At 71.9% G+C, this 20,572-nt stretch carries 20 protein-coding genes; 9 read left to right on the top strand and 11 right to left on the bottom strand.

The genetic code is table 11. From position 1 onward, the window contains the following. Positions 1–28: 28 nt before the first annotated feature. Positions 29–523, top strand: a complete 495-nt coding sequence (locus IH48_RS0127615; RefSeq protein ID WP_030910341.1) for a DUF3145 domain-containing protein — start codon at positions 29–31, stop codon at positions 521–523. Between the two features lie 54 nt (positions 524–577). Next, positions 578–1,453 carry an NAD(P)-dependent oxidoreductase gene (locus IH48_RS0127610; protein WP_030910340.1) on the top strand — a complete coding sequence of 292 codons (876 nt, stop codon included), beginning with the start codon at positions 578–580 and terminating at the stop codon, positions 1,451–1,453. Between the two features lie 61 nt (positions 1,454–1,514). On the opposite strand, the gene fabF is transcribed toward IH48_RS0127610, so the two are convergent. The 5 genes from fabF to IH48_RS0127585 form a co-directional block, all read right to left on the bottom strand. Continuing rightward, entirely contained in the window at positions 1,515–2,777 is a 1,263-nt protein-coding gene (gene fabF / locus IH48_RS0127605; protein WP_030910338.1) for a beta-ketoacyl-ACP synthase II, read from the bottom strand. Positions 2,778–2,949: 172 nt separating this feature from the next. Then, the gene (locus tag IH48_RS0127600; protein WP_030910336.1) at positions 2,950–3,198 is read right to left on the bottom strand and encodes an acyl carrier protein; all 249 of its coding nucleotides are present in this window, start codon (positions 3,196–3,198) and stop codon (positions 2,950–2,952) included. Between the two features lie 77 nt (positions 3,199–3,275). Then, positions 3,276–4,280, bottom strand: a complete 1,005-nt coding sequence (locus IH48_RS0127595; RefSeq protein ID WP_030910334.1) for a ketoacyl-ACP synthase III — start codon at positions 4,278–4,280, stop codon at positions 3,276–3,278. Positions 4,281–4,294: 14 nt separating this feature from the next. Then, on the bottom strand, positions 4,295–5,236 hold the full coding sequence (locus IH48_RS0127590) for an ACP S-malonyltransferase (RefSeq protein ID WP_030910333.1): 942 nt from the start codon (positions 5,234–5,236) through the stop codon (positions 4,295–4,297). Between the two features lie 87 nt (positions 5,237–5,323). Further along, entirely contained in the window at positions 5,324–6,523 is a 1,200-nt protein-coding gene (locus IH48_RS0127585; protein ID WP_030910332.1) for a PucR family transcriptional regulator, read from the bottom strand. 42 nt (positions 6,524–6,565) lie between these two features. Here IH48_RS0127585 and IH48_RS0127580 point away from each other — a divergent pair, with 42 nt between their 5' ends. Next, the gene (locus IH48_RS0127580; protein WP_030910331.1) at positions 6,566–7,243 is read left to right on the top strand and encodes a pirin family protein; all 678 of its coding nucleotides are present in this window, start codon (positions 6,566–6,568) and stop codon (positions 7,241–7,243) included. A gap of 306 nt (positions 7,244–7,549) precedes the next feature. Here IH48_RS0127580 and IH48_RS0127575 read toward each other — a convergent pair whose 3' ends face one another. Together IH48_RS0127575 and IH48_RS0127570 are read right to left on the bottom strand one after the other, a co-directional pair. Then, on the bottom strand, positions 7,550–8,374 hold the full coding sequence (locus tag IH48_RS0127575; protein WP_030910330.1) for a serine hydrolase domain-containing protein: 825 nt from the start codon (positions 8,372–8,374) through the stop codon (positions 7,550–7,552). Between the two features lie 50 nt (positions 8,375–8,424). Beyond that, complete coding sequence (locus IH48_RS0127570) at positions 8,425–8,958, bottom strand: GNAT family N-acetyltransferase (RefSeq protein WP_078850075.1); 534 nt, start codon at positions 8,956–8,958, stop codon at positions 8,425–8,427. 68 nt (positions 8,959–9,026) lie between these two features. On the opposite strand from IH48_RS0127570, the gene IH48_RS0127565 reads away from it, so the two are divergent. Then, positions 9,027–9,530, top strand: a complete 504-nt coding sequence (locus IH48_RS0127565) for a MerR family transcriptional regulator (RefSeq protein ID WP_030910328.1) — start codon at positions 9,027–9,029, stop codon at positions 9,528–9,530. A 17-nt stretch (positions 9,531–9,547) separates the two neighbouring features. On the opposite strand, the gene IH48_RS0127560 is transcribed toward IH48_RS0127565, so the two are convergent. The 3 genes from IH48_RS0127560 to IH48_RS0127550 form a co-directional block, all read right to left on the bottom strand. Beyond that, positions 9,548–10,474: a DUF4429 domain-containing protein gene (locus tag IH48_RS0127560; protein WP_030910326.1), complete on the bottom strand. Its 927-nt coding sequence runs from the start codon at positions 10,472–10,474 to the stop codon at positions 9,548–9,550. Between the two features lie 63 nt (positions 10,475–10,537). Further along, positions 10,538–11,749, bottom strand: a complete 1,212-nt coding sequence (locus IH48_RS0127555) for an alpha/beta hydrolase (RefSeq protein ID WP_030910323.1) — start codon at positions 11,747–11,749, stop codon at positions 10,538–10,540. A gap of 90 nt (positions 11,750–11,839) precedes the next feature. Continuing rightward, positions 11,840–12,553, bottom strand: a complete 714-nt coding sequence (locus IH48_RS0127550; RefSeq protein WP_051840672.1) for a TetR family transcriptional regulator — start codon at positions 12,551–12,553, stop codon at positions 11,840–11,842. Positions 12,554–12,747: 194 nt separating this feature from the next. On the opposite strand from IH48_RS0127550, the gene IH48_RS0127545 reads away from it, so the two are divergent. Then, positions 12,748–14,343, top strand: a complete 1,596-nt coding sequence (locus IH48_RS0127545) for an MFS transporter (protein WP_030910317.1) — start codon at positions 12,748–12,750, stop codon at positions 14,341–14,343. 381 nt (positions 14,344–14,724) lie between these two features. Here IH48_RS0127545 and aceE read toward each other — a convergent pair whose 3' ends face one another. Next, entirely contained in the window at positions 14,725–17,493 is a 2,769-nt protein-coding gene (aceE, locus tag IH48_RS0127535) for a pyruvate dehydrogenase (acetyl-transferring), homodimeric type (RefSeq protein WP_030910309.1), read from the bottom strand. 492 nt (positions 17,494–17,985) lie between these two features. Between aceE and IH48_RS0127530 the strand changes: the two genes are divergently transcribed. From IH48_RS0127530 to IH48_RS0127515, 4 genes are all read left to right on the top strand, one after another. Beyond that, entirely contained in the window at positions 17,986–18,414 is a 429-nt protein-coding gene (locus IH48_RS0127530; RefSeq protein ID WP_030910306.1) for a DUF3052 domain-containing protein, read from the top strand. A gap of 139 nt (positions 18,415–18,553) precedes the next feature. Beyond that, positions 18,554–19,018: a peroxiredoxin gene (locus IH48_RS0127525; protein WP_030910303.1), complete on the top strand. Its 465-nt coding sequence runs from the start codon at positions 18,554–18,556 to the stop codon at positions 19,016–19,018. A 172-nt stretch (positions 19,019–19,190) separates the two neighbouring features. Next, positions 19,191–19,766 (top strand): TerD family protein, encoded by a 576-nt coding sequence (locus IH48_RS0127520; protein ID WP_030910300.1) that lies wholly within the window; start codon positions 19,191–19,193, stop codon positions 19,764–19,766. Positions 19,767–19,987: 221 nt separating this feature from the next. Continuing rightward, positions 19,988–20,563 carry a TerD family protein gene (locus IH48_RS0127515; RefSeq protein WP_030910296.1) on the top strand — a complete coding sequence of 192 codons (576 nt, stop codon included), beginning with the start codon at positions 19,988–19,990 and terminating at the stop codon, positions 20,561–20,563. The last annotated feature ends 9 nt before the right edge of the window (positions 20,564–20,572 follow it).

The following is a 20,572-nucleotide window of genomic DNA, read 5'->3' as shown; positions in this document are numbered from 1 at the left end:
CGAACCTCGTCCCAGACTGGAGGTCCCGGTGACGACACGTGGAGTCCTGTACGTGCACTCCGCACCGCGCGCGATGTGCCCGCACGTCGAGTGGGCGGTCGGCGGCGTGCTCGGCGTCCGTGTCCAGCTCGACTGGGTCAGGCAGCCGGCTGCCCCGGGCACCTGGCGCGCCGAGTTCTCCTGGAAGGGGCGGGCCGGCACGGCGTCCGAACTTGCCTCGGCGCTGCGCGGCTGGCAGATGCTCAGATTCGAGGTCACCGCCGAGCCGAGCCACGCGGCCGAGGGCGAGCGCTACAGCGCCACCCCTGACCTCGGCATCTTCCACGCCGCCACCGGCGTGCACGGCGACATCCTGGTGCCCGAGGACCGGCTGCGGGCCGCACTCGGCCGCTCCGGGCGCGACGAGAGCGCGCTGCGGGACGAGATCGCGACGCTGCTCGGCAAGCCGTGGGACGACGAGCTCGAACCCTTCCGCTACGCGGGCGAGGGCGCGCCGGTGCGCTGGCTCCACCAGGTCGTCTGACCGGCACACCCCGCCGGAAGGCGACCGCGCGGCGCCGCGCCGTACCGTGGGGCCATGGCTGATCACAAGAGCGTCGCCCTGCTCGGCACCGGAATCATGGGGGCCGCCATGGCCCGCAACCTGCTGCGAACCGGCCACACCCTGCGCGTGTGGAACCGCACCCGGGCCAAGGCCGAGCCACTCGCCGCCGACGGTGCACAGGTCTTCGGCACGGCGGCCGAGGCGGTCGCCGGGGCTGCCACCGTCATCACCATGCTCTTCGACGGCACCGCCGTCCTCGACACCATGCGCGAGGCTGCGCCCGGCCTCACGAGCGGCGCCGTCTGGCTCCAGTCCACGACGGTCGGCGTGGACGACGTGCCGCGGCTCGCCGCGTTCGGCGCCGAGCACGGCCTCCTCTTCGTCGACGGCCCGGTCCTCGGCACGAAGGCGCCGGCCGAGGCGGGCAGGCTCACGAACCTCGCCGCGGGACCCGACCGTGCGCGGGACGCGCTCGTCTCGGTGCACGACGCGATCGGGCAGCGCACGGTGTGGGCGGGCGACGACGGCTCCACGGCGGCGGCGACGCGCCTCAAGCTCGTCTGCAACAACTGGACGCTCGCGCTGACGCACGCCACCGGCGAGTCCGTCGCCCTCGCCAAGGGGCTCGGCATCGACCCGCAGTCGTTCCTCGACACCATCGAGGGCGGCCTCATGGACTGCGGCTACGTGCACCTCAAGGCCGACGCCATCGCCAGGGACGACTTCGCGCCCAGCTTCGCGCTCTCCAACGCCGCGAAGGACACCCGCCTGATCCTCGCCGCCGCGCAGGCGGCCGGCGTGCGGATGGACGTCACGGAGGCGGGCGCCGAGCGGTTCCGCCGGGCCGAGGCGACGGGCCACGGCGACGAGGACATGGCGGCCGGCTACTTCGCCAGCTTCGACGACTGACGCACGAGGGCCCCGCCTCCACGCGGGAGGCGGGGCCCGGAAGCGCGGGCGCGCGGGTGGGTCAGAGCGTGCGCAGCGCCAGGACCACGTTGTGGCCGCCGAAGCCGAACGAGTCGTTGACCGCCGAGATCGTGCCCTCGGGCAGCTTCCTCGGCTCGTCGCGCACGATGTCCGCGTCGACCTCGTCGTCCAGCTCGGTGACGTTGATGGTCGGCGGCGCCGTCCGGTGGTAGAGGGCGAGGATCGTGGCGACCGTCTCGATGCCGCCCGCGCCACCCAGCAGGTGGCCCGTCATCGACTTCGTGGCGGAGATGGCCACATGGTCGAGGTCGTCGCCGAACACCTGGCGCAGCGCCTTGATCTCGCCGAGGTCGCCCAGCGGCGTCGAGGTGGCGTGCGCGTTGACGTGCACGACCTCGGACGGCTTGAGCCCGGTGTTCTCCAGCAGGTGGCGCAGCGCCGCCGCGATGCCGTCGCCCGTCGGCTCGGGCGCCGTGATGTGGTACGCGTCCGAGGAGATGCCCTGGCCGAGCACCTCGCAGTAGACGCGCGCGCCGCGCGCTGCGGCGTGCTCCGCGGTCTCCAGCACGATCAGGCCCGCGCCCTCGCCCATGACGAAGCCGTTGCGGGACTTGTCGAAGGGGCGCGACGCCTTCTCGGGCGCGTCGTTCTCCTTCGACATCGCCATCATGTTGGCGAACGCGGCGATCGGCAGCGGGTGGATCGTCGCCTCCGTGCCGCCCGCGATGACGACGTCGGCGCGGCCGGTGCGGATCATCTCGACCGCGTACCCGATGGCCTCGGCGCCCGAGGCACACGCGGACACCGGGGTGTGGGACCCGGCCCTGGCGCCCACCTCGATGCTGACGTTGGCCGCGGGGCCGTTCGGCATCATCATCGGCACGGTGTGGGGGGACACCTTGCGCGGCCCCTTCTCGCGCAGCGAGTCGTACTGGTCGAGCAGCGAGGTGATGCCGCCGATGCCGGACGCCACGACGGCGCCGAGCCGGTCGGGGTCCACCGACGCGTCCTCGCCGGCCTTCGCCGTGTAACCGGCGTCGGCCCACGCCTCCCGGGCCGCGACGAGCGCGAACTGCGCCGAGCGGTCGAGCTTGCGCGCGAGGGGCCTGGCCAGGACCTCGCTCGGGTCGACGGCCGCCGAGGCGGCGAAACGTACCGGCAGGTCCGTGTAGCGCTCGCCCTCGAGCGTGCGGACGCCGGAGCGGCCCGCGAGCAGGCCCTCCCAGGTGGACGCGGTGTCGCCACCCAGTGGTGTGGTTGCGCCGATACCGGTGACGACCACGGTGCGATTGGTCGAGCTCACTGGAATTCTTATCTCCACGTTTAGAAGGCTTGAATTCATACGGCGCCACCACCGGGTGGCCTCAGAGGCTGTTGTCTTACCCCCTGCGGGGCCCGAGTCCCCTCGACCTATCCCACACTGGGCAAGACAAGAGCCTCTCCGCCGTGCGATCCGATCAGTCCTGCGCGGTGCGTCAGGACTGGTGCTTGGCGATGTAGCCGGCGGCGTCGCCGACCGTCTTGAGCTCCTTGACGTCGTCGTCGGGGATCTTGACGTCGAAGCGCTCCTCGGCGGCGACGACGACCTCGACCATGGACAGCGAGTCCACGTCCAGGTCGTCGGTGAAGGACTTGTCCAGCTGGACGTCCTCGACCGGGATGCCGGCGATCTCGTTCACGATCTCCGCGAGACCGGCAACGATCTCTTCCTGAGTGGCGGCCATGTCTGGCGCTCCTTCGATAGTGGTGGGGTTGTGCTTCGTGCCCGTTCCCTCGGCCGATGGCCTGCGGGAAAACGCACCTAGGGGAGGGTAACGACCGTCGCGGCGTACACCAGACCCGCCCCGAAGCCGATGACGAGGGCGGTGTCGCCGCTCTTCGCTTTCCCGGTCGCGAGGAGCCGCTCCATGGCGAGCGGGATCGAGGCGGCCGAGGTGTTGCCGGTGGTCTCCACGTCACGCGCGACCGTGACGCTCTCCGGCAGTTTGAGGGTCTTCACCATCGAGTCGATGATCCGCATGTTCGCCTGGTGCGGGATGAAGACGTCCAGGTCGGCGGGGCCTATGCCCGCCGCGTCGAGGGCCTGCTGGGCGACCTTCGCCATCTCGAAGACGGCCCAGCGGAAGACGGACTGGCCCTCCTGCGCGATCGCGGGGAACTTCTCGGGCCTGCCGCCGTCCCGGTAGGCCGTCCACGGCTCGGTCTGGCGGATCGTCTGGGCCTTGTCGCCCTCGGAGCCCCAGACGGTGGGGCCCATCATCGGCTCCTTCGCCGGGCCCACGACCACGGCGCCGGCGCCGTCGCCGAACAGGAAGGCGGTCGCGCGGTCGGTGAGGTCCGTCAGGTCGGACAGCCGCTCCACGCCGATCACCAGGACGTGGCCCGCGGAACCGTCCACGATCATGCCCTTGGCCAGCGTGAGGCCGTAGCCGAAGCCGGCGCAGCCCGCCGAGATGTCGAACGCGGCAGGCTTGCCCGCGCCGACCCCGTGCGCGATCTCCGTCGCGATGGCCGGGGTCTGCTTGAAGTGCGACACCGTCGAGACGATCACCGCGTCGATCTGCTCGGGCGTCACGCCCGCGTCGGCGATGGCCTTCCCGGCCGCCTCTATGGACATCGCCGCGACCGTCTCCTCCGGGGAAGCCCAGTGGCGCGACGCGATGCCGGAGCGTGATCGGATCCACTCGTCGGACGAGTCGATCGTCTCGAGGATCACCTCGTTGGGTACCACACGGGTGGGGCGGTAGCCGCCTACGCCCATGATGCGCGCGTACGGCGCACCCTTGCTGGGGTTGATCTTCGACATGATCGAGTGCTCCTTCATCCGGCCGTGGAGGACTGCTCGGTGACCAGCGCGCGGGCCGCGTCGAGCTGATCGGGGGTCTTGAGCGCGAGCGTCCCGGCTCCGGGCAGGTCGCGCTTGGCCAGGCCGGTGAGCGCACCGCCCGGGCACAGCTCCACCTGGGCGGTGGCGCCCAGGGACTGGAAGGTCTCCATGCACAGGTCCCACCGCACCGGGTTGGCGACCTGGCCCACCAGGCGGGCGAGCACGTCGGCGCCGGTGGCGACCGCTTGCCCGTCACTGTTCGAGACGTACGGCAGGGCCGGGTCGCGGGGCGCGAGCTCCTTCGTCGCCGCTTCGAGCGCGTCGACCGCGGGGGCCATGTGGTGGGTGTGGAAGGCGCCGGCCACCTTGAGCGGCACGACGCGGCGCACGCCCTCGGGCTTGTCCTGAGCGAGCGCGTCGAGCTGTTCCATGGTGCCCGCCGCCACGATCTGCGTCCTGCCGTTCACGTTCGCGGGCGTCAGGCCGAGCCGTTCGAGGTGTGCGATGGAGGTGTCGCGGTTGCCGCCGAGCAGCGCGGCCATGCCCGTCTTCGTGACGGCGGACGCCTCGGCCATCGCGAGGCCGCGGGTGCGCACCAGGCGCAGCGCCTCCTCGTCGGTCAGGACCCCGGCGAGCGCGGCGGCGGCGAGCTCGCCGACGCTGTGGCCCGCGACGGCCCCGACGGCCGCGGTCAGGTCGTCCGTCGAGGGGAACAGCTGCCGCGCGGACAGCAGCGCGGAGGCGACCAGCAGCGGCTGGGCCACCGCCGTGTCGCGGATCTCCGCCTCGTCGGCCTCGGTGCCGTAGCGCACGAGGTCAAGATCGATGAGGGCCGACCACTGCCGCAGCTTCTCCTCCGCGCCGGGGAGGTCGAGCCAGGGGGTCAGGAAGCCGGGCGTCTGAGCGCCTTGGCCGGGAGCGACGAGTACGAGCACGCTTCCACTCTCTCTTGTCGGCGGTCCATTGGACCCGTGGGGACAGGGACGAAGAACCGCAAGGGGAATTGTGGAGAACTTACAAGCTCAGAACTGTACGTCGGCGTCGGCGAGCCGCCCGAGGATCAGCGCGATCCGCAGCGTGAAGGCGGATCGCACGTCGGAGGGGGACCACCCCGTGACGTCAGTCACACGGCGCAGGCGGTAGCGCACGGTGTTGGGATGCACAAACAGCATGCGCGCCGCGCCCTCCAGGCTGCTCGCCTGCTCAAGGTAGACGCTCAGCGTCTCGAGCAGCGCGGAACCCGCCTCTTCGAGCGGTCTGTAGATCTCCTCCACCAACTGCTCGCGCGCGGCCGGATCGGCGGCGATCGCGCGCTCGGGCAGGAGATCGTCCGCGAGCACCGGGCGCGGCGCGTCCTGCCACGCGGAGCATGCCTTGAGCCCGGCGGCCGCCGCCTGCGCCGAGCGCGTCGCCGCTTGCAGGTCGGGCACCACGGGACCCGCGACGACGGGGCCCGCCGCGTACGGGCCGATCAGCGACTTCGCCACCTGCAGCGGGTTGTCGGAGCCGCCGGCGATCACCACGAGGCGGTTGCCGAGCACGCCGGTCAGCACCTGGAGCTTGGCGTGCCGCGCGGCGCGCCTGATCGCCTCGACCGTCAGCTCGCTGTCGCCCTCGGGCGCCGTGCCGAGCAGCACGCACACGTGGTCGGGGGAGTTCCAGCCGAGCGCCGCGGCACGCGAGACCGCGCCCTCGTCCGCCTCGCCGGAGAGCACCGCGTTCACCACGAGGGACTCCAGGCGGGCGTCCCACGCGCCCCGCGCCTCCGCGGCCTGCGCGTACACCTGCGCGGTGGCGAACGCGATCTCGCGCGCGTACAGCAGCAGCGCCTCGCGCAGGACGGACTCGTCGCCCGGCGCGGCGATCTCCTCCACGGCCGACTCCACGACCTCGATCGTGGTGCGCACCATCTCCACGGTCTGCCGCAGCGTGATCGCCCTGGTCAGTTCGCGCGGCGCGGTGCCGAAGACGTCGGTCGAGATCGCCTGCGGCGTCTCGGGGTGCCGGAACCACTCGGTGAACGCGGCGATGCCCGCCTGCGCGACGAGGCCGATCCACGAACGGTTCTCCGGTGGCATCGCGCGGTACCACGGCAGCGTCTCGTCCATGAGGGCGATGGCGTTCGCGGCGAGCCGCCCCGACGACTGTTCGAGGCGGCGCAGGGTGGCTGCGTGCGGATGGGGTTCGTTCGCGGGTACAGGCACGGGACAAGACTGCCTCATCAGGGCAAGTGGTCGACGTGCCGGGGCTACCGTAGGGGCGTGATGTCCGTACGGTACGCAGAGGACCGGCATCGGGGCGGGGACGCGGCGGCCGGGATCGAATCCCTGCACGCCTTCTCGTTCGGCAGCTTCTACGACCCCGGCAACCTGCGCTTCGGCGCGATCGTCGCCTGCAACGAGGAGCGCCTGGCGCCCGGCGCGGGCTTCGACGAGCACCGGCACAGCCACACCGAGATCGTGACGTGGGTGGTGTCCGGCGAACTCACCCACCGCGACTCGGCGGGCCACGCCACGGTCGTCCGTCCGGGCGACGTGCAGCGCCTCGGCTCGGCCTCCGGCGTGCGGCACAGCGAGCGCAACGAGGGCGACGCGCCCCTCGTCTTCGTGCAGATGTGGCTGGCGCCACTTGAGCCCGGCGGAGACCCCGCCTACGACATCGTGCGCGGCATCGCCGACTCGACGCCGTACGCCCTGCCCGAGGCCGGGGCCATGCTGCACGTGCGCCGGCTGCGCCCGGGCGAGCGGTCCGCGGTGCCGGACGGGGCGTACGTCTACGTGCACGTGGTACGCGGCGCGGTACTGCTCGACGGCGAGGAGCTGCGGCCGGGTGACTCGGCGCGCCTCACGGACACGCGGGGCCTGGAACTGGCGAACCCGGAAGACGGCGCGGGCGGCGCCGTGGCCGAGGTCCTCGTCTGGGAGATGGCGCCGCCGGGCTGACCCGCGCATGGGGCGCCACGTCCGTCTCGGCGGTGACGGGCCTCGGCCGCTGCCGGGTCTCAGGTCCAGCCCCGGCGCCCCTGCCCCGGGCGGCTCCGAGCGACGGGGGTCTGCGCCGTACCAGCGGTGGCCGGGGAGCCGACGGGCCTGACCACGAGTCCGGCGGCGCCTTGGCCGCCTGCGCGGGCCGTTCCGCGACGCCGGAGCCCGTCGCCGGGGCCCGGGCCGTCGCAGGGCGCCCGCCGCGTGCGGCGGCTGAACGCGGGGGCGCGAGAACGCACGGGCGCGCGGGTGCGCCCCGCGCGGTCAGGACGTGCGCAGCTCGGCGAGGACGGCCTCCGTCAGCGGGGGCCAGGCCTCGATCGCCCACGGGCCGAAGTCCCGGTCGCTCAGGGCCACGCACGCGGCGCCCGCGTCCGGGTCGACCCACAGGAACGTGCCCGACTGGCCGAAGTGGCCGAACGTGCGGGGCGACGACGAGGCGCCCGTCCAGTGCGGCGACTTGGAGTCGCGGATCTCGAAGCCGAGGCCCCAGTCGTTGGGCCGCTGGTTGCCGTAGCCGGGCAGCACACCGGCAAGGCCCGGGAACTGCACGGTCATCGCCTCGGCGACCGTACGCGGGTCGAGCAGCCGCGGCGCCTGGAGCTCCGCCGCGAACCGCGTCAGGTCGTCCACCGTCGAGACCGCGTCCCGCGCGGGGGAGCCCGTGCCCTCAAGCGCCGTATCGGCCATGCCGAGCGGTTCGAGCACGGCCTCGCGGAGGTAGTCGGAAAACGCGATCTCCGTGGCCCGCGCCACGTGTTCGCCCAGCGTCTCGAACCCCGCGTTGGAGTACACGCGCCGGGTGCCGGGAGCGGACAGCGCGCGGCGCTCGTCGGGCGCGAGGCCGCTCGCGTGCGCGAGGAGGTGGCGGACCGTCGAGCCGTCGGGTCCCGCGGGCTCGTCGAGCTCGATCGCGCCCTCCTCGTACGCGACGAGCACGGCGTACGCGGCGAGTGGCTTGGTCACCGAGGCGAGCGGGAAACGCCGGCCGGCCGGCCCGTACGTCCCGGCGACGGTCCCGTCGGCGCGTACGACGGCGGCCGCCGCGTGCTCCACGGGCCACTTCTCGATCTGCTCCAGGCACTGCATGCGACCGACCCTATTTCAGGGCTGCCGCAGGCGGTCCGCGGGACCGCCGTTCACAGCATCAGGCGCATCGAGGGCGCCGGAGTGCGCACGAATCCCAGTGACGCGTACAGCGGCTCACCCTCGGGTGAGGCGTGCAGGTCGATCTTGACCACGCCCCGCTCGCGGTACCAGGCGAGCAGCGCCCGCATGCAGGCGCGCGAGTAGCCGCGCCGCCGCATCGCCGCGTCGGTGACGACGCTGAACACGTGGCCCGACAGGCCCGCGTGGTTGCCCGGCGCGCCGAGCCGCTGCTCCACGGTGCCGACGGCGCACGCCGCGAGCACACCGGAAGCGCCGGGTGCGTCCACGACGAACGCGGCCAGGCTGCCGCCCGGTTCGGCGAGCCGCTCGCGCAGGACGGCCACGCTCGCGGGCTGCCAGGAGTCGTCGTCGCAGGGGCGGAGCGAGCCGAGCATCACGGCGCGCAGGCGCACGAGCTCCTCGGCGTCCGAGGCCCGCGCGGCCCGCACGGGCGGATCGGCCTGCGTGCCTTCGTACGTGCCCTGGCCGGTGGGTGCGCGGTCGGCGGGGGATGCGGTGTCCATGGGCCGCAGCGTAAGGCGTCCGCCGCGCGTATTGCCTGGAGTGCACTCCAAGGAATTAGCGTGGAGCCATGACGCTCACCGAGAGCACACCCGCGGGGGCACAGGGGCGGGACGACGACCGCGCCTCGACGCCGGCCGCGCACCCGCGGCCCGACGGCGAGGACCAGTACACGATCAGCGAGGTCGTCGCCGTCACCGGCCTGACCGCGCACACCCTGCGCTGGTACGAGCGCATCGGGCTGATGCCGCACGTCGAGCGGTCGCACACCGGCCAGCGCCGCTTCAGCAACCGTGACCTGGACTGGCTCGCCTTTGTGGGCAAGCTGCGGCTCACGGGCATGCCCGTGGCGGACATGGTCCGCTACGCCGAGATGACGAGGCAGGGCGACTCGACGTTCGAGGCGCGCCAGGAGCTGCTGCGGCGCACCCGGGGCGACGTCCTCGCGAGGATCCGGGAGCTCCAGACCACCGTCGCCGTACTCGACCACAAGATCGACTTCTACGGCAACGCACGCCTGGCGTGGGAGGCGAAGGCCGCGGGGACCGCCCGTGCCCGAAGGCAACCCCGCTGAGGCGGGCGCCGCATGCGTCAGAGCTCGGCGAGCAGTTGCGCCTTCTTCGTGCTGAACTCCTCGTCGGTCACGAGCCCCGCCCGGTGCAGCTCGCCCAGGTGGCGGATGCGGTCCGCCACCGCGCCCGACGGGTCGGCCGCGGCCGGCACCACCGCGTGGGTCCGGCCACCGCCGCCGCCCCGCACCGCGGCGAGCACCGCCGCCGCGAACGGCAGCGACTCGTGCACGGGCCCGTAGCCGAGGCCGAAGACGACGGCGGCCGGGTCGTGGTCGGCCTCGGCGCGCCGCTCCGCCTCGGGGGACTCGGGCTGGCCGGGGATGTTGCCGCGCAAGGCTCCGTGCGCGGGCCCTTGGGCGCTCTCGCGCCGCACGAGGCGCAGGTAGCCGTCGAACGCCTCGGGTGAGCGCCACTCGACGCCCTGGAGGTCTCCGACGTGGAACGTCTGGTCGCCCGCCTTCCACTTCTCCGTCGACGCGCCCGTCCAGGACCACCGGAAGGCGACCCGGCTGCCGTCGAACGTCGCCTTGCCGTCGTAGGCCTTGAAGCCGAGCGGCGCCTCGGGCGCGGCCACCAGGCGCGCCTCGGCCACTTCCGCGCCGTCCGCGCCGCCGGACAGCACGGAGCGCAACTCCTCGGCGTAGTACTCCGCGAGCGTCTCGCGCCCGGCGGGCAGCACGAGACGGTAGGGGTCGTACGCCTCCTTGAGCTGGCCCGCCGCCACGTCCATCAGCGGGTCGGCGCCCGGACGCACGGTGGCGCGCAGAACGACCGTGCCACGTCTGCCGGGTGACACGCTCACCGATGCCAGCGCCGCATGGGGGATGCGGCGCTCGCGCAGCGCCTGGAAGAGTCTGGGCGTGCGTATCCCGCGTCCGAAACGGATCAGCACGGAGTCGCCCTCGAACTCCCAGGTGGCGTGGAAACCGGCCAGTACGTCACCCATGTGCCACATCGTAGGCCGCGATTCCCCGTACGTCTCCTGTCAAAGCACGAAAATCTACGCGCGTCAGGCGGGGTCCTCGACGTGGATTCCACTGTGGCAGCCCGAAACGCCCCGCGCGCACGCGACCGCGCCGAAGTCGCCGACACCGATGTCGGCGAAGTTGTCGAGGCTCGTCGTCCCCGGCTGGAAGTAGCCGCTGTGGCCCTGCGCACCGGCCGCCGACACGACGCGCGAGCCGAAGCCGCGGGAGACGGGGTCGGCGCCGTGGCCGAGGCCGACGACGTCCACGTAGGGGATGTCCTGGATCCAGTCGCCCGCGTCGCGCATAGCCCACACGCGCGCCCGGGTGTGCAGGCCGCGCTCGCTGCCCACGCGCATGCCGGGGCTGCCGGCGACGGCGACGTCCCGCACGCGCGGCGGCAGCGTGCGCGCGGCCATGCCACACACCACGGAGCCGTAGCTGTGGCAGAACAGCGCGATCGGCGTCCTGCCGGGCAGCGCCTTCGTGAGCGCCGTCAGGCGCACGGCCCCTGCCTTCGCGAGCGTCCCTATGGCCGCGTCCATGCCGAGCCCCGCCGGTGCGGTGTAGTCGGCCCAGGCGATCACCGCGGTGCTCGTCGCCGGGGAGGCGGCGCGCTCCGCCGTGTACAGCGCGGAGCCCATGCCGGACGGCGCGCTGTACCACTTGCCCGTCTTCTGGAATGTCAGCACGTTGGTGTCGACGCCGGGCACGACCACGGAGACCCGCTGCGCGTGCGCCAGATCGCCGAACACCTCCGCGACCCGCCCGCTGCCCGAGGGGTCGAAGGCCAGGAACCTGCGGCCGGGCGCCAGCATCGCCTGGTAGGTCAGCATGGTCTGCAGGGCGTGCGAGCGCCCGTCGCGCGAGAGCAGTTTGTCCTGCGAGCGGTGCCGCTCGACGGCCGCCTCCTGGCGCAGCGCGATCCGGTTGGCGCGGTAGCGCAGTCTCACCGGGGCGCCGTTCATGTTTCCGACGGCCAGCGGGTACGTGTCGACGAGCCTGGTCTGCTGAGCGGCCGTGAGCGATCCGAAGAACGTGGCGAGCCGGCCGGGCGGTGAGTGCGGGTCCGGCAGGTGCCGGTGCCCGACCGACCCCCTGCGCCAGGCCGCGACGGCGGCCTTCAGCGGATCGACCGGTCTTTGGCCCCGCTGCACGGCGGTCCACCCCGTGGTCGCGAGCATCACGAAGACCACGGCGAGTGCCAGAAGAGCCCGCCAGGCCATCACGGTCGGGGAGGAGCCGAAAGGAGTCACTGAGCTATCACCTAGGAGGCGCGTCGACGTCCGCGCCTACGGGTGAGGCAGGTCACGCGCGGATCACGTACAGGTCACATCGCGGCCAGGCTAGCCCACGGGAACGTCATCGCGACACACGTGGCGCCCGGTTCGTGGCTCACGCGCCCCGTGCCACGGTCCGGTCAGCGACGGCGCGAGGGCGTCGAGATACGTCTCGGTGAGGGCGGCGAGCGCCTCGACGCTGGTCTCGTGCCCCGGCTGTCCCCAGACGCGGCCCGCCATCCGCATCACCCCGCACACGGCCGCGACCGCGACGCGTGGGCGCGGGTCGGACTCGACGTCGAGGTGCTCGCGCGCGGCGATGATCCCCACGATCTCGTCCTCCGTCTCGCTGCCGCGCCGCAGCGCGGCGGAGAGCAGGGCGGGGGTCGACTCGATCATCCGGTAGGCACGCATGACCAGTTCGACGGGGGCGACCTCGTCGATGGTCTCGCCCATCAGCTCCCATGCGCGGACCACCGCCCTGCGCATGGCGAGGATCGGGTCCTCGCCCGCGGGGCGCAGCCGCAGCTGCTCGACGAACTGGCCCTCCACCAGGGAGGCGACGCCGAACGCGACGTCCTCCTTGCTGGCGAAGTAGCGGAAGAACGTGCGCTGCGAGACCTCGACGGCGTCGGCGATCTCGTCGACGGTGGTGGCGTCGTACCCCTGCGTCGTGAAGAGTTCGAGGGCCACGCGCATCAGGTCGTCGCGGGTGCGCTGCTTCTTCCGTGCGCGCAGCCCCGCCGGCCGCTCTGCCGCTGTGTCCTGCCCGACGCTCACTGCTGGGGACCTCGCTCGTCTGTGCCGGTGTGCCGCTGGTGCCGATGTGCCTGTTCGCCGCTCCCGCCGGCCGCTCGCCGAGCGGACGCTCGCGCCCCTGTCCACGGTAGTGGAGGCCGCTGTGAGCTACGTGACAGTTACCGACAGGTGAATTGGTTTGTCAACTGTCAGCGGCTGACACTAGCGTGTGCGGTATGACAAGTCAGACCACCGTCGACTCGGCGCCTCCCGTCACGGCGCCTTCCAAGAAGGGACTGCGCGGCCACCCCTGGCTGACGCTCTTCTCCGTGGCCATCGGCGTCATGATGGTGGCGCTTGACGGCACCATCGTCGCCATCGCGAACCCGGCCATCCAGAAGGACCTCGGCGCCTCGTTCGCCGACGTCCAGTGGATCACCAACGGCTACTTCCTCGCCCTCGCGGTGGCCCTGATCACCGCGGGCAAGCTCGGTGACCGCTTCGGCCACCGCCAGACGTTCCTCATCGGGGTGATCGGGTTCGCCGCGGCGTCCGGCGCCATCGGCCTCTCCCACAGCATCGGGCTCGTGGTCACCCTCAGGGTGTTCCAGGGCCTGTTCGGCGCCCTGCTGATGCCGGCCGCGCTCGGCCTGCTGCGCGCCACTTTCCCCGCCGAGAAGCTCAACATGGCCATCGGCATCTGGGGCATGGTCATCGGCGCCTCCACCGCGGGCGGCCCGATCCTCGGCGGCGTGCTCGTGGAGCACGTGAGCTGGCAGTCCGTGTTCTTCATCAACGTGCCGGTCGGCGTCATCGCGCTGGTGCTCGGCGCGTTCATCCTCCTCGACCACCGCGCGGAGAAGGCGCCGAAGTCGTTCGACCTGCCGGGCATCGGGCTGCTGTCCGCCGCCATGTTCTGCCTGGTCTGGGCGATCATCAAGGCGCCCGACTGGGGCTGGGGCAGCGGCAGCGTCTGGGCGTTCATCGGCGTCTCGATCCTGTGCTTCGTCGCCTTCGCGCTGTGGGAGAACCGGGTCAAGGAACCCCTGATCCCGATGGGCCTGTTCAAGTCCGTCCCGGTGTCGGCGGGCGTGCTGCTGATGGCCCTGATGGCGATCGCGTTCCTCGGCGGCCTGTTCTTCGTGACGTTCTACCTGCAGAACGTGCACGGGATGTCGCCCGTCGACGCGGGCCTGCACCTGCTGCCGCTGACCGGCATGATGATCGTCGCCTCGCCGCTCGCAGGCGCGGTCATCACGAAGGTCGGGCCGCGCATCCCGCTCGCCGGCGGCATGGTCTTCACGACCGTCGCCATGCTCGGCATGTCCCGGCTCGGCATCGACACCGGCACCGGGACCATGTCGCTGTGGTTCGCGCTGCTCGGACTCGGCCTCGCCCCCGTCATGGTGGGCGCGACCGAGGTGATCGTCGGCAACGCGCCGATGGAGCTCTCCGGCGTGGCCGGCGGCCTCCAGCAGGCCGCCATGCAGATCGGCGGCTCGCTCGGCACCGCGGTGCTCGGCGCCGTGATGGCCTCCCGCGTCTCGAACGAGCTGCCGGGCAACTGGACGAAGGCGGGGCTGCCGCCCCTGAAGCCCGGCCAGGTCGGGCCCGCCTCGGAGGCCGTCCAGGTCGGCACCGCGCCCGTGCCCAAGGGCGTGCCGGCCGCGATCGCCGAGAAGATCACGTCCGTCGCGCACGACACGTTCATGTCGGGCATGACGCTGGCGTGCCTGGTCGCCGCGGCTGTGGCGTTCGTGGCGATCTTCGTCGCGCTGCTGACGAAGCGCGGCGAGAACGCGGACGCGGCGAACGGAGCGGCGCACGTCTGACGTCGAGTCGACGCGCGCCCAAGGCCCCGCCGGATCGCTCCGGCGGGGCCTTTTGCGCGCCCGAGTGCGCACGACCGGGCCGAAGCCGCCGCGAGTGGACGGGTGTTCGGCGGGTACGCGGCCGCGTACGCGCGTGAGCCCCCGCTCGCGCGGCCGGACGAGGCCGCGTAACGGGCCGGACCGCGAGACGTCCGGGATCATCGGCCCGGTCCGGGCGATCGCCGGATTCTTCGTCCTGGGGATCGCGCAGGGCCCGGCCGCACCCGGCACCGGGTGGATCGCCACTGGTCCGCCGCATCCGACGGCCGCGGCGGGCCGGGCAGCGCGCGGCCGTCTGTGGGTCGTCACCCACCGGGGCCGCCGCGCGCCCGCCACCGGACGCTACGCGTCGCCGCCCGCCGTACCCGGGTCCGCCGCCGCCACGTCCATCAGCCGGTAGCGGTCGAGCGCCTGCTTGAGGGCGGAGCGGTCGACCTTGCCCTCCTTCGCCAGTTCCGTGAGCACCGCGAGCACGATCGAGTGCGCGTCGATGTGGAAGAAGCGCCGCGCCGCGCCGCGCGTGTCGGCGAAGCCGAAGCCGTCGGCGCCCAGCGACCTGAACGCGCCGGGCACCCACTGCGCGATCTGGTCGGGCACCGCACGCATCCAGTCCGACACCGCCACGAACGGGCCCTGCGCGTCACTCAGCTTCCGCGTCACCCACGGGGTGCGCTGCTCCTCCTCCGGGTGCAGCAGGTTGTGCTCCTCGACCGCCATCGCCTCGCGCCGCAGCTCCGTCCAGGACGTCGCGGACCACACGTCGGCCCGTACGTCCCACTCCTCGGCGAGGATCCGCTGCGCCTCCTCCGCCCACGGCAGCGCCACGCCCGACGCCATGATCTGCGCGGGGATGGAGCCGCGCTCGCCCCGCCAGAGCCGGTGCACGCCCTTGAGGATGCCCTCGACGTCCACGTCCTCGGGCTCCGCGGGGTGCTTGACGGGCTCGTTGTAGACGGTGAGGTAGTAGAAGACGTTCTCGCTCTCCTCGCCGTACATCCGGCGCAGCCCGTCCCGCACGATGTGCGCGATCTCGAACGAGTACGCGGGGTCGTAGGCCACGCACGCCGGGTTCGTGGACGCGAGCAGGTGCGAGTGGCCGTCCGCGTGCTGCAGCCCCTCACCGGTCAGGGTCGTGCGGCCGGCCGTCGCCCCCAGCACGAAACCGCGCGCCATCTGGTCGGCCATCTGCCAGAACTGGTCGCCGGTGCGCTGGAAGCCGAACATCGAGTAGAAGACGTACACGGGGATCAGCGGCTCGCCGTGTGTCGCGTACGCCGAGCCCGCCGCGATCGCGGACGCCGTGCAGCCGGCCTCCGTGATGCCGTCGTGCAGCAGCTGGCCCGTCTTCGACTCCTTGTACGACAGCAGCAGCTCGCGGTCCACCGACGCGTACTGCTGCCCCTGCGGGTTGTAGATCTTGGCGCTCGGGAAGAACGAGTCCATGCCGAACGTGCGGTACTCGTCCGGCGCGATCAGCACGAAGCGCCTGCCGATCTCCTTGTCCCGCATCAGGTCCTTCAGCAGCCGGACGAACGCCATCGTCGTCGCGATCTGCTGCTGCCCCGATCCCTTCCTGACCGTCGCGTACGCCTTGTCGCCCGGCAGCGCCAGCGGCTTCGCACGCACCACGCGCGTCGGCACGAACCCGCCGAGCGACCTGCGGCGGTCGTGCATGTACTGGATCTCCTCCGAGTCGCGGCCCGGGTGGTAGTACGGGGGCGCGCCGCCCTCGAGATCCTTGTCGGGGATCGGCAGGTGCAGCCGGTCCCTGAACCGCTTCAGGTCGTCAGCCGTCAGCTTCTTCATCTGGTGCGTCGCGTTGCGGCCCTCGAAGTTCGGGCCGAGCGTCCACCCCTTGACCGTCTGCGCGAGGATCACCGTCGGCTGCCCGCGGTGCGCCTTGGCGGCCGCGTACGCCGCGTACACCTTGCGGTGGTCGTGGCCGCCGCGTCCCAGGTGGAGGATCTGCTCGTCGGTCATGTTCTCGACCATGGCGCGCAGCCGGTGGTCGTCGCCGAAGAAATGTTCGCGGATGTACCCGCCGGTCTCGGTCGCGTACGTCTGGAAGTCGCCGTCGGGCGTCGTGTTCAGCCGGTTGACGAGGACGCCGTCCGTGTCCTGCGCGAGCAGCGGGTCCCACGTGCGGTCCCACACCAGCTTGATCACGTTCCAGCCGGCGCCGCGGAACACCGACTCAAGCTCCTGGATGATCTTGCCGTTGCCGCGCACCGGGCCGTCGAGGCGCTGCAGGTTGCAGTTGACGACGAACGTGAGGTTGTCGAGGCCCTCGCGGGCGGCGATGGTCAACTGGCCGAGCGACTCGACCTCGTCCATCTCGCCGTCGCCCAGGTACGCCCACACGTGCGAGTCCGAGGTGTCCGCGATGCCGCGCGCCAGCATGTAGCGGTTCATCCTGGCCTGGTAGATCGCGCCGAGCGGGCCGAGGCCCATCGACACCGTCGGGAACTCCCAGAAGTCCGGCATCAGCCGCGGGTGCGGGTAGCTGGACAGTCCGTTCGGCGCCTTCGACTTCTCCTGCCTGAAGCCGTCGAGCTGCGCCTCGGTGAGCCGGTCGAGCAGGAACGCGCGCGCGTAGATGCCGGGGGACGCGTGGCCCTGGAAGTAGACCTGGTCGCAGCCCCTGCCTCCCCCGTTCTCGGCTCCGCTCGAACGGGAGGTACCCCCATCCTTCCCGCGGAAGAAGTGGTTGAAGCCGACGTCGTAGAGCGACGCGGAGGACGCGAAGGTGGCGATGTGGCCGCCGACGCCGATGCCGGGCCGCTGGGCGCGCGAGACCATCACCGCCGCGTTCCAGCGCGTCGCGTTGAGGACCTTGCGCTCGATCTCCTCGTTGCCGGGGAAGAACGGCTCGTCCCTGGTGGCGATGGTGTTGACGTAGTCCGTGCTGCGCATCTCCGGCACGGCCACGCGCTTCTCACGCGCGCGCTCGATCAGCCGGAGCATCAGGTACCTGGCGCGTTCGCGGCCGCGCTCGTCCACGGCGGCGTCGAGCGAGTCGAGCCACTCCTGGGTCTCTTCGGGGTCGAAGTCCGGGACCTGACTGGGAAGGCCGCCAATGATGATCGGGGTGCGATCTGATCCGGAAGCCACGCTGTTCCCTCACTGTCTGTGGCGTTGTCTGTGGCGCTGTCTGTGGGTGTCGTACGTCGCAACCCATCGTGTACCGCGACATACGCGAACGTCACCTGTGCACCGGGAAGGTAACGGTGCGGCGGGCCGCCTCGTGGCGGGCGGGCACGGCGCACGTACCGTGTCCCTACCCGGTCCGTACCCCGTCCCGCGCGGCTCTACCGGCGTTGTGGCGTGCCACGCCCGGGCGACACCGTCCACCGGCGGTTCTCACTCGAATGGCGCAGGCCCGCGGCATACCATGGCGAACATGGAGAAAAGACAAGGCGCCCGTCACGCACGGTCGCCGGGCAAGTGCCGCAGCACGCGGGAGAGAGGCCCGGAACGTCACCGTTTCGGCGGTCTCGGCCGTCGGGTACTTGCGCGATCCGTCCCGCCCGTGTGGACTACGGCCATCGCCTCGCGTGTGCGCGAGGCCGAAGCAGACACCGCAACATGATCAGGAGGCAATCCGTGAGCGCGACCGCGGACCACGCGGAGGAGCGGACCCAGCAGGCGGCTCGTCTGGGGTTCGAGCCCGGAGAGGTGGTCCAGGAGATCGGTTACGACGAAGACGTCGAGCCGGAGCTCCGAAAGTCCATCGAGGCCGTCATCGGCCAGGAGCTCGTCGACGAGGACTACGACGACGTTGCCGACGCCGTCCTCCTCTGGTTCCGGGACGAGGACGGCGACCTTACGGACGCGCTGGTGGACGCGATCGGTCTGATCGAGGACGGCGGCGTGGTCTGGCTGCTGACACCCAAGACCGGCCGTGACGGCTACGTCGAGCCGAGCGACATCAACGAGGCCGCCCAGACGGCCGGCCTGTCGCAGACCAAGAGCGTCAACGCCGGCAAGGACTGGACCGGCAGCCGGCTGGTCACACCCAAGTCGAAGCGCTGAACGCGCGCCCGGGGTCCGCACCGCCCTGCGGGCGGGCCCCGGGCACCCGTACGACCGCCCCCGCCGCCGACGTCGCGGCGGGGGCTCACCTGTAGCCTCGCGTCGCGTAGGCACGCGTACGCGCGAAAGGACAGCTCCCATGGCCGTCGAGGCCGGTGCGCAAGCACCCGACTTCGCGCTCCAGGACCAGCACGGCAGGACCGTGCGGCTCTCCGATTTCCGCGGCCCCGGCGGGCGCCATGTGGTCCTCGTCTTCTACCCGTACGCGTTCAGCACCACCTGCACGGGCGAGCTCCAGGAGCTGCGCGACCGCACGGACGCCTTCGCCCGCGCCGGCGCGCAGCTGCTGGCCTGCTCCGCCGACTCCGTGCACGCCCTGCGTGCCTTCGCCGAGCAGGAGGGCATCGACTTCCCGCTGCTCGCCGACCACTGGCCGCACGGCGCCGTGGCGCGCGCCTACGGCGTGCTGGACGAGGAGCGCGGCCGTGCCGTGCGCGGCACGTTCGTCATCGACACGTCGGGGACCGTGCGGTGGAGCGTCGTGAACCCCGTGCACGAGGCGCGCGACAGCGAGGACTACATCAAAGCGCTCGCCCGGCTGTGAGGTGACGGCCTCTGCGGCGTACGGCGCACTCCGCGCGGGAAAACGCGCGGCCTGAGGGAACCCGTCACTAGGATCCAGACGTTGATCCGAATGCAACGCACCAGGGGGCGTGAGGCCCGCGGCAGCTGCCGCTGACCATGGCCGCCGGCCCCGACAACCAATGGGAGGACTCGTGGGAGTCAGCCTCAGCAAGGGCGGAAACGTCTCGCTGACCAAGGCCGCGCCCAACCTGACCGCGGTCACCGTGGGTCTTGGCTGGGACGCCCGTACGACGACAGGGCAGGACTTCGACCTCGACGCCAGCGCCCTGCTGGCGAACGCCGAGGGCAAGGTCGCGCAGGACGGCAACTTCGTCTTCTTCAACAACCTCAAGAGCCCGGAAGGCTCCGTCGAGCACACCGGCGACAACCTCACGGGCGAGGGCGAGGGCGACGACGAGGTGATCAAGGTCAACCTGGCCGCGGTCCCCGCCGACGTCGAGAAGGTCGTCTTCCCGGTCTCCATCTACGACGCGGAGACCCGCCAGCAGTCCTTCGGCCAGGTACGCAACGCGTACATCCGCGTCGTCAACCAGGCCGACAACAACGAGCTGGCGCGCTACGACCTCACCGAGGACGCCTCGACGGAGACCGCGATGGTCTTCGGCGAGCTGTACCGCAACGGCGCGGAGTGGAAGTTCCGTGCCATCGGCCAGGGGTACGCGTCGGGCCTGCGCGGCATCGCGCAGGACTTCGGCGTCAACGTCTGACCCGTACAACACACCGCGTCCGGCGCCGCACGCACAGCTGTCCGTGCGGCGCCGGGCGCGGCCCGTGTACGCCGGGCGCCCGCAGGAACCGTTCGGGGCGCGATCGGCGTGCAGTGCATAGAGGCCGTACGACCGGGCATGACGTGAAACGCGCCGTGCCCGCGCAGGACGCGCATGACGCGCAGCACGCACAGGACCACCATCGGGGAGGACTCAACATCATGGGCGTCACACTCGCCAAGGGGGGCAATGTCTCCCTCTCCAAGGCCGCACCGAACCTCACCCAGGTGCTCGTAGGGCTCGGCTGGGACGCACGCTCCACCACCGGAGCGGATTTCGACCTCGACGCGAGCGGGCTCCTGTGCCGCGAGGGCCGAGTGCTGGGCGACGAGTACTTCGTCTTCTACAACAACCTCAAGAGCCCCGAGGGCTCCGTGGAGCACACGGGCGACAACCTCACCGGCGAGGGCGAGGGCGACGACGAGTCGCTGCTCGTCGACCTCTCCCAGGTGCCCGAGCAGTGCGACAAGATCGTCTTCCCGGTCTCCATCCACGACGCCGACAACCGCCGCCAGACGTTCGGGCAGGTCAGCAACGCGTTCATCCGCGTCGTCAACCAGGCGGACGGCCAGGAGCTCGCCCGCTACGACCTGACGGAGGACGCCTCCACGGAGACGGCCATGATCTTCGGCGAGCTCTACCGGCACGGCGGCGAGTGGAAGTTCCGGGCAGTGGGCCAGGGGTACGCGTCGGGTCTGCGGGGCATCGCCCTAGACTTCGGGGTCAATGTTGCGTAAAGCGACGCT

This window comes from Streptomyces sp. NRRL F-5126 (assembly GCF_000721265.1).
GTDB lineage: Bacteria > Actinomycetota > Actinomycetes > Streptomycetales > Streptomycetaceae > Streptomyces.
Note: the sequence above shows the minus strand (reverse complement) of the source record. Positions and strands in the feature narration are given on the sequence as shown.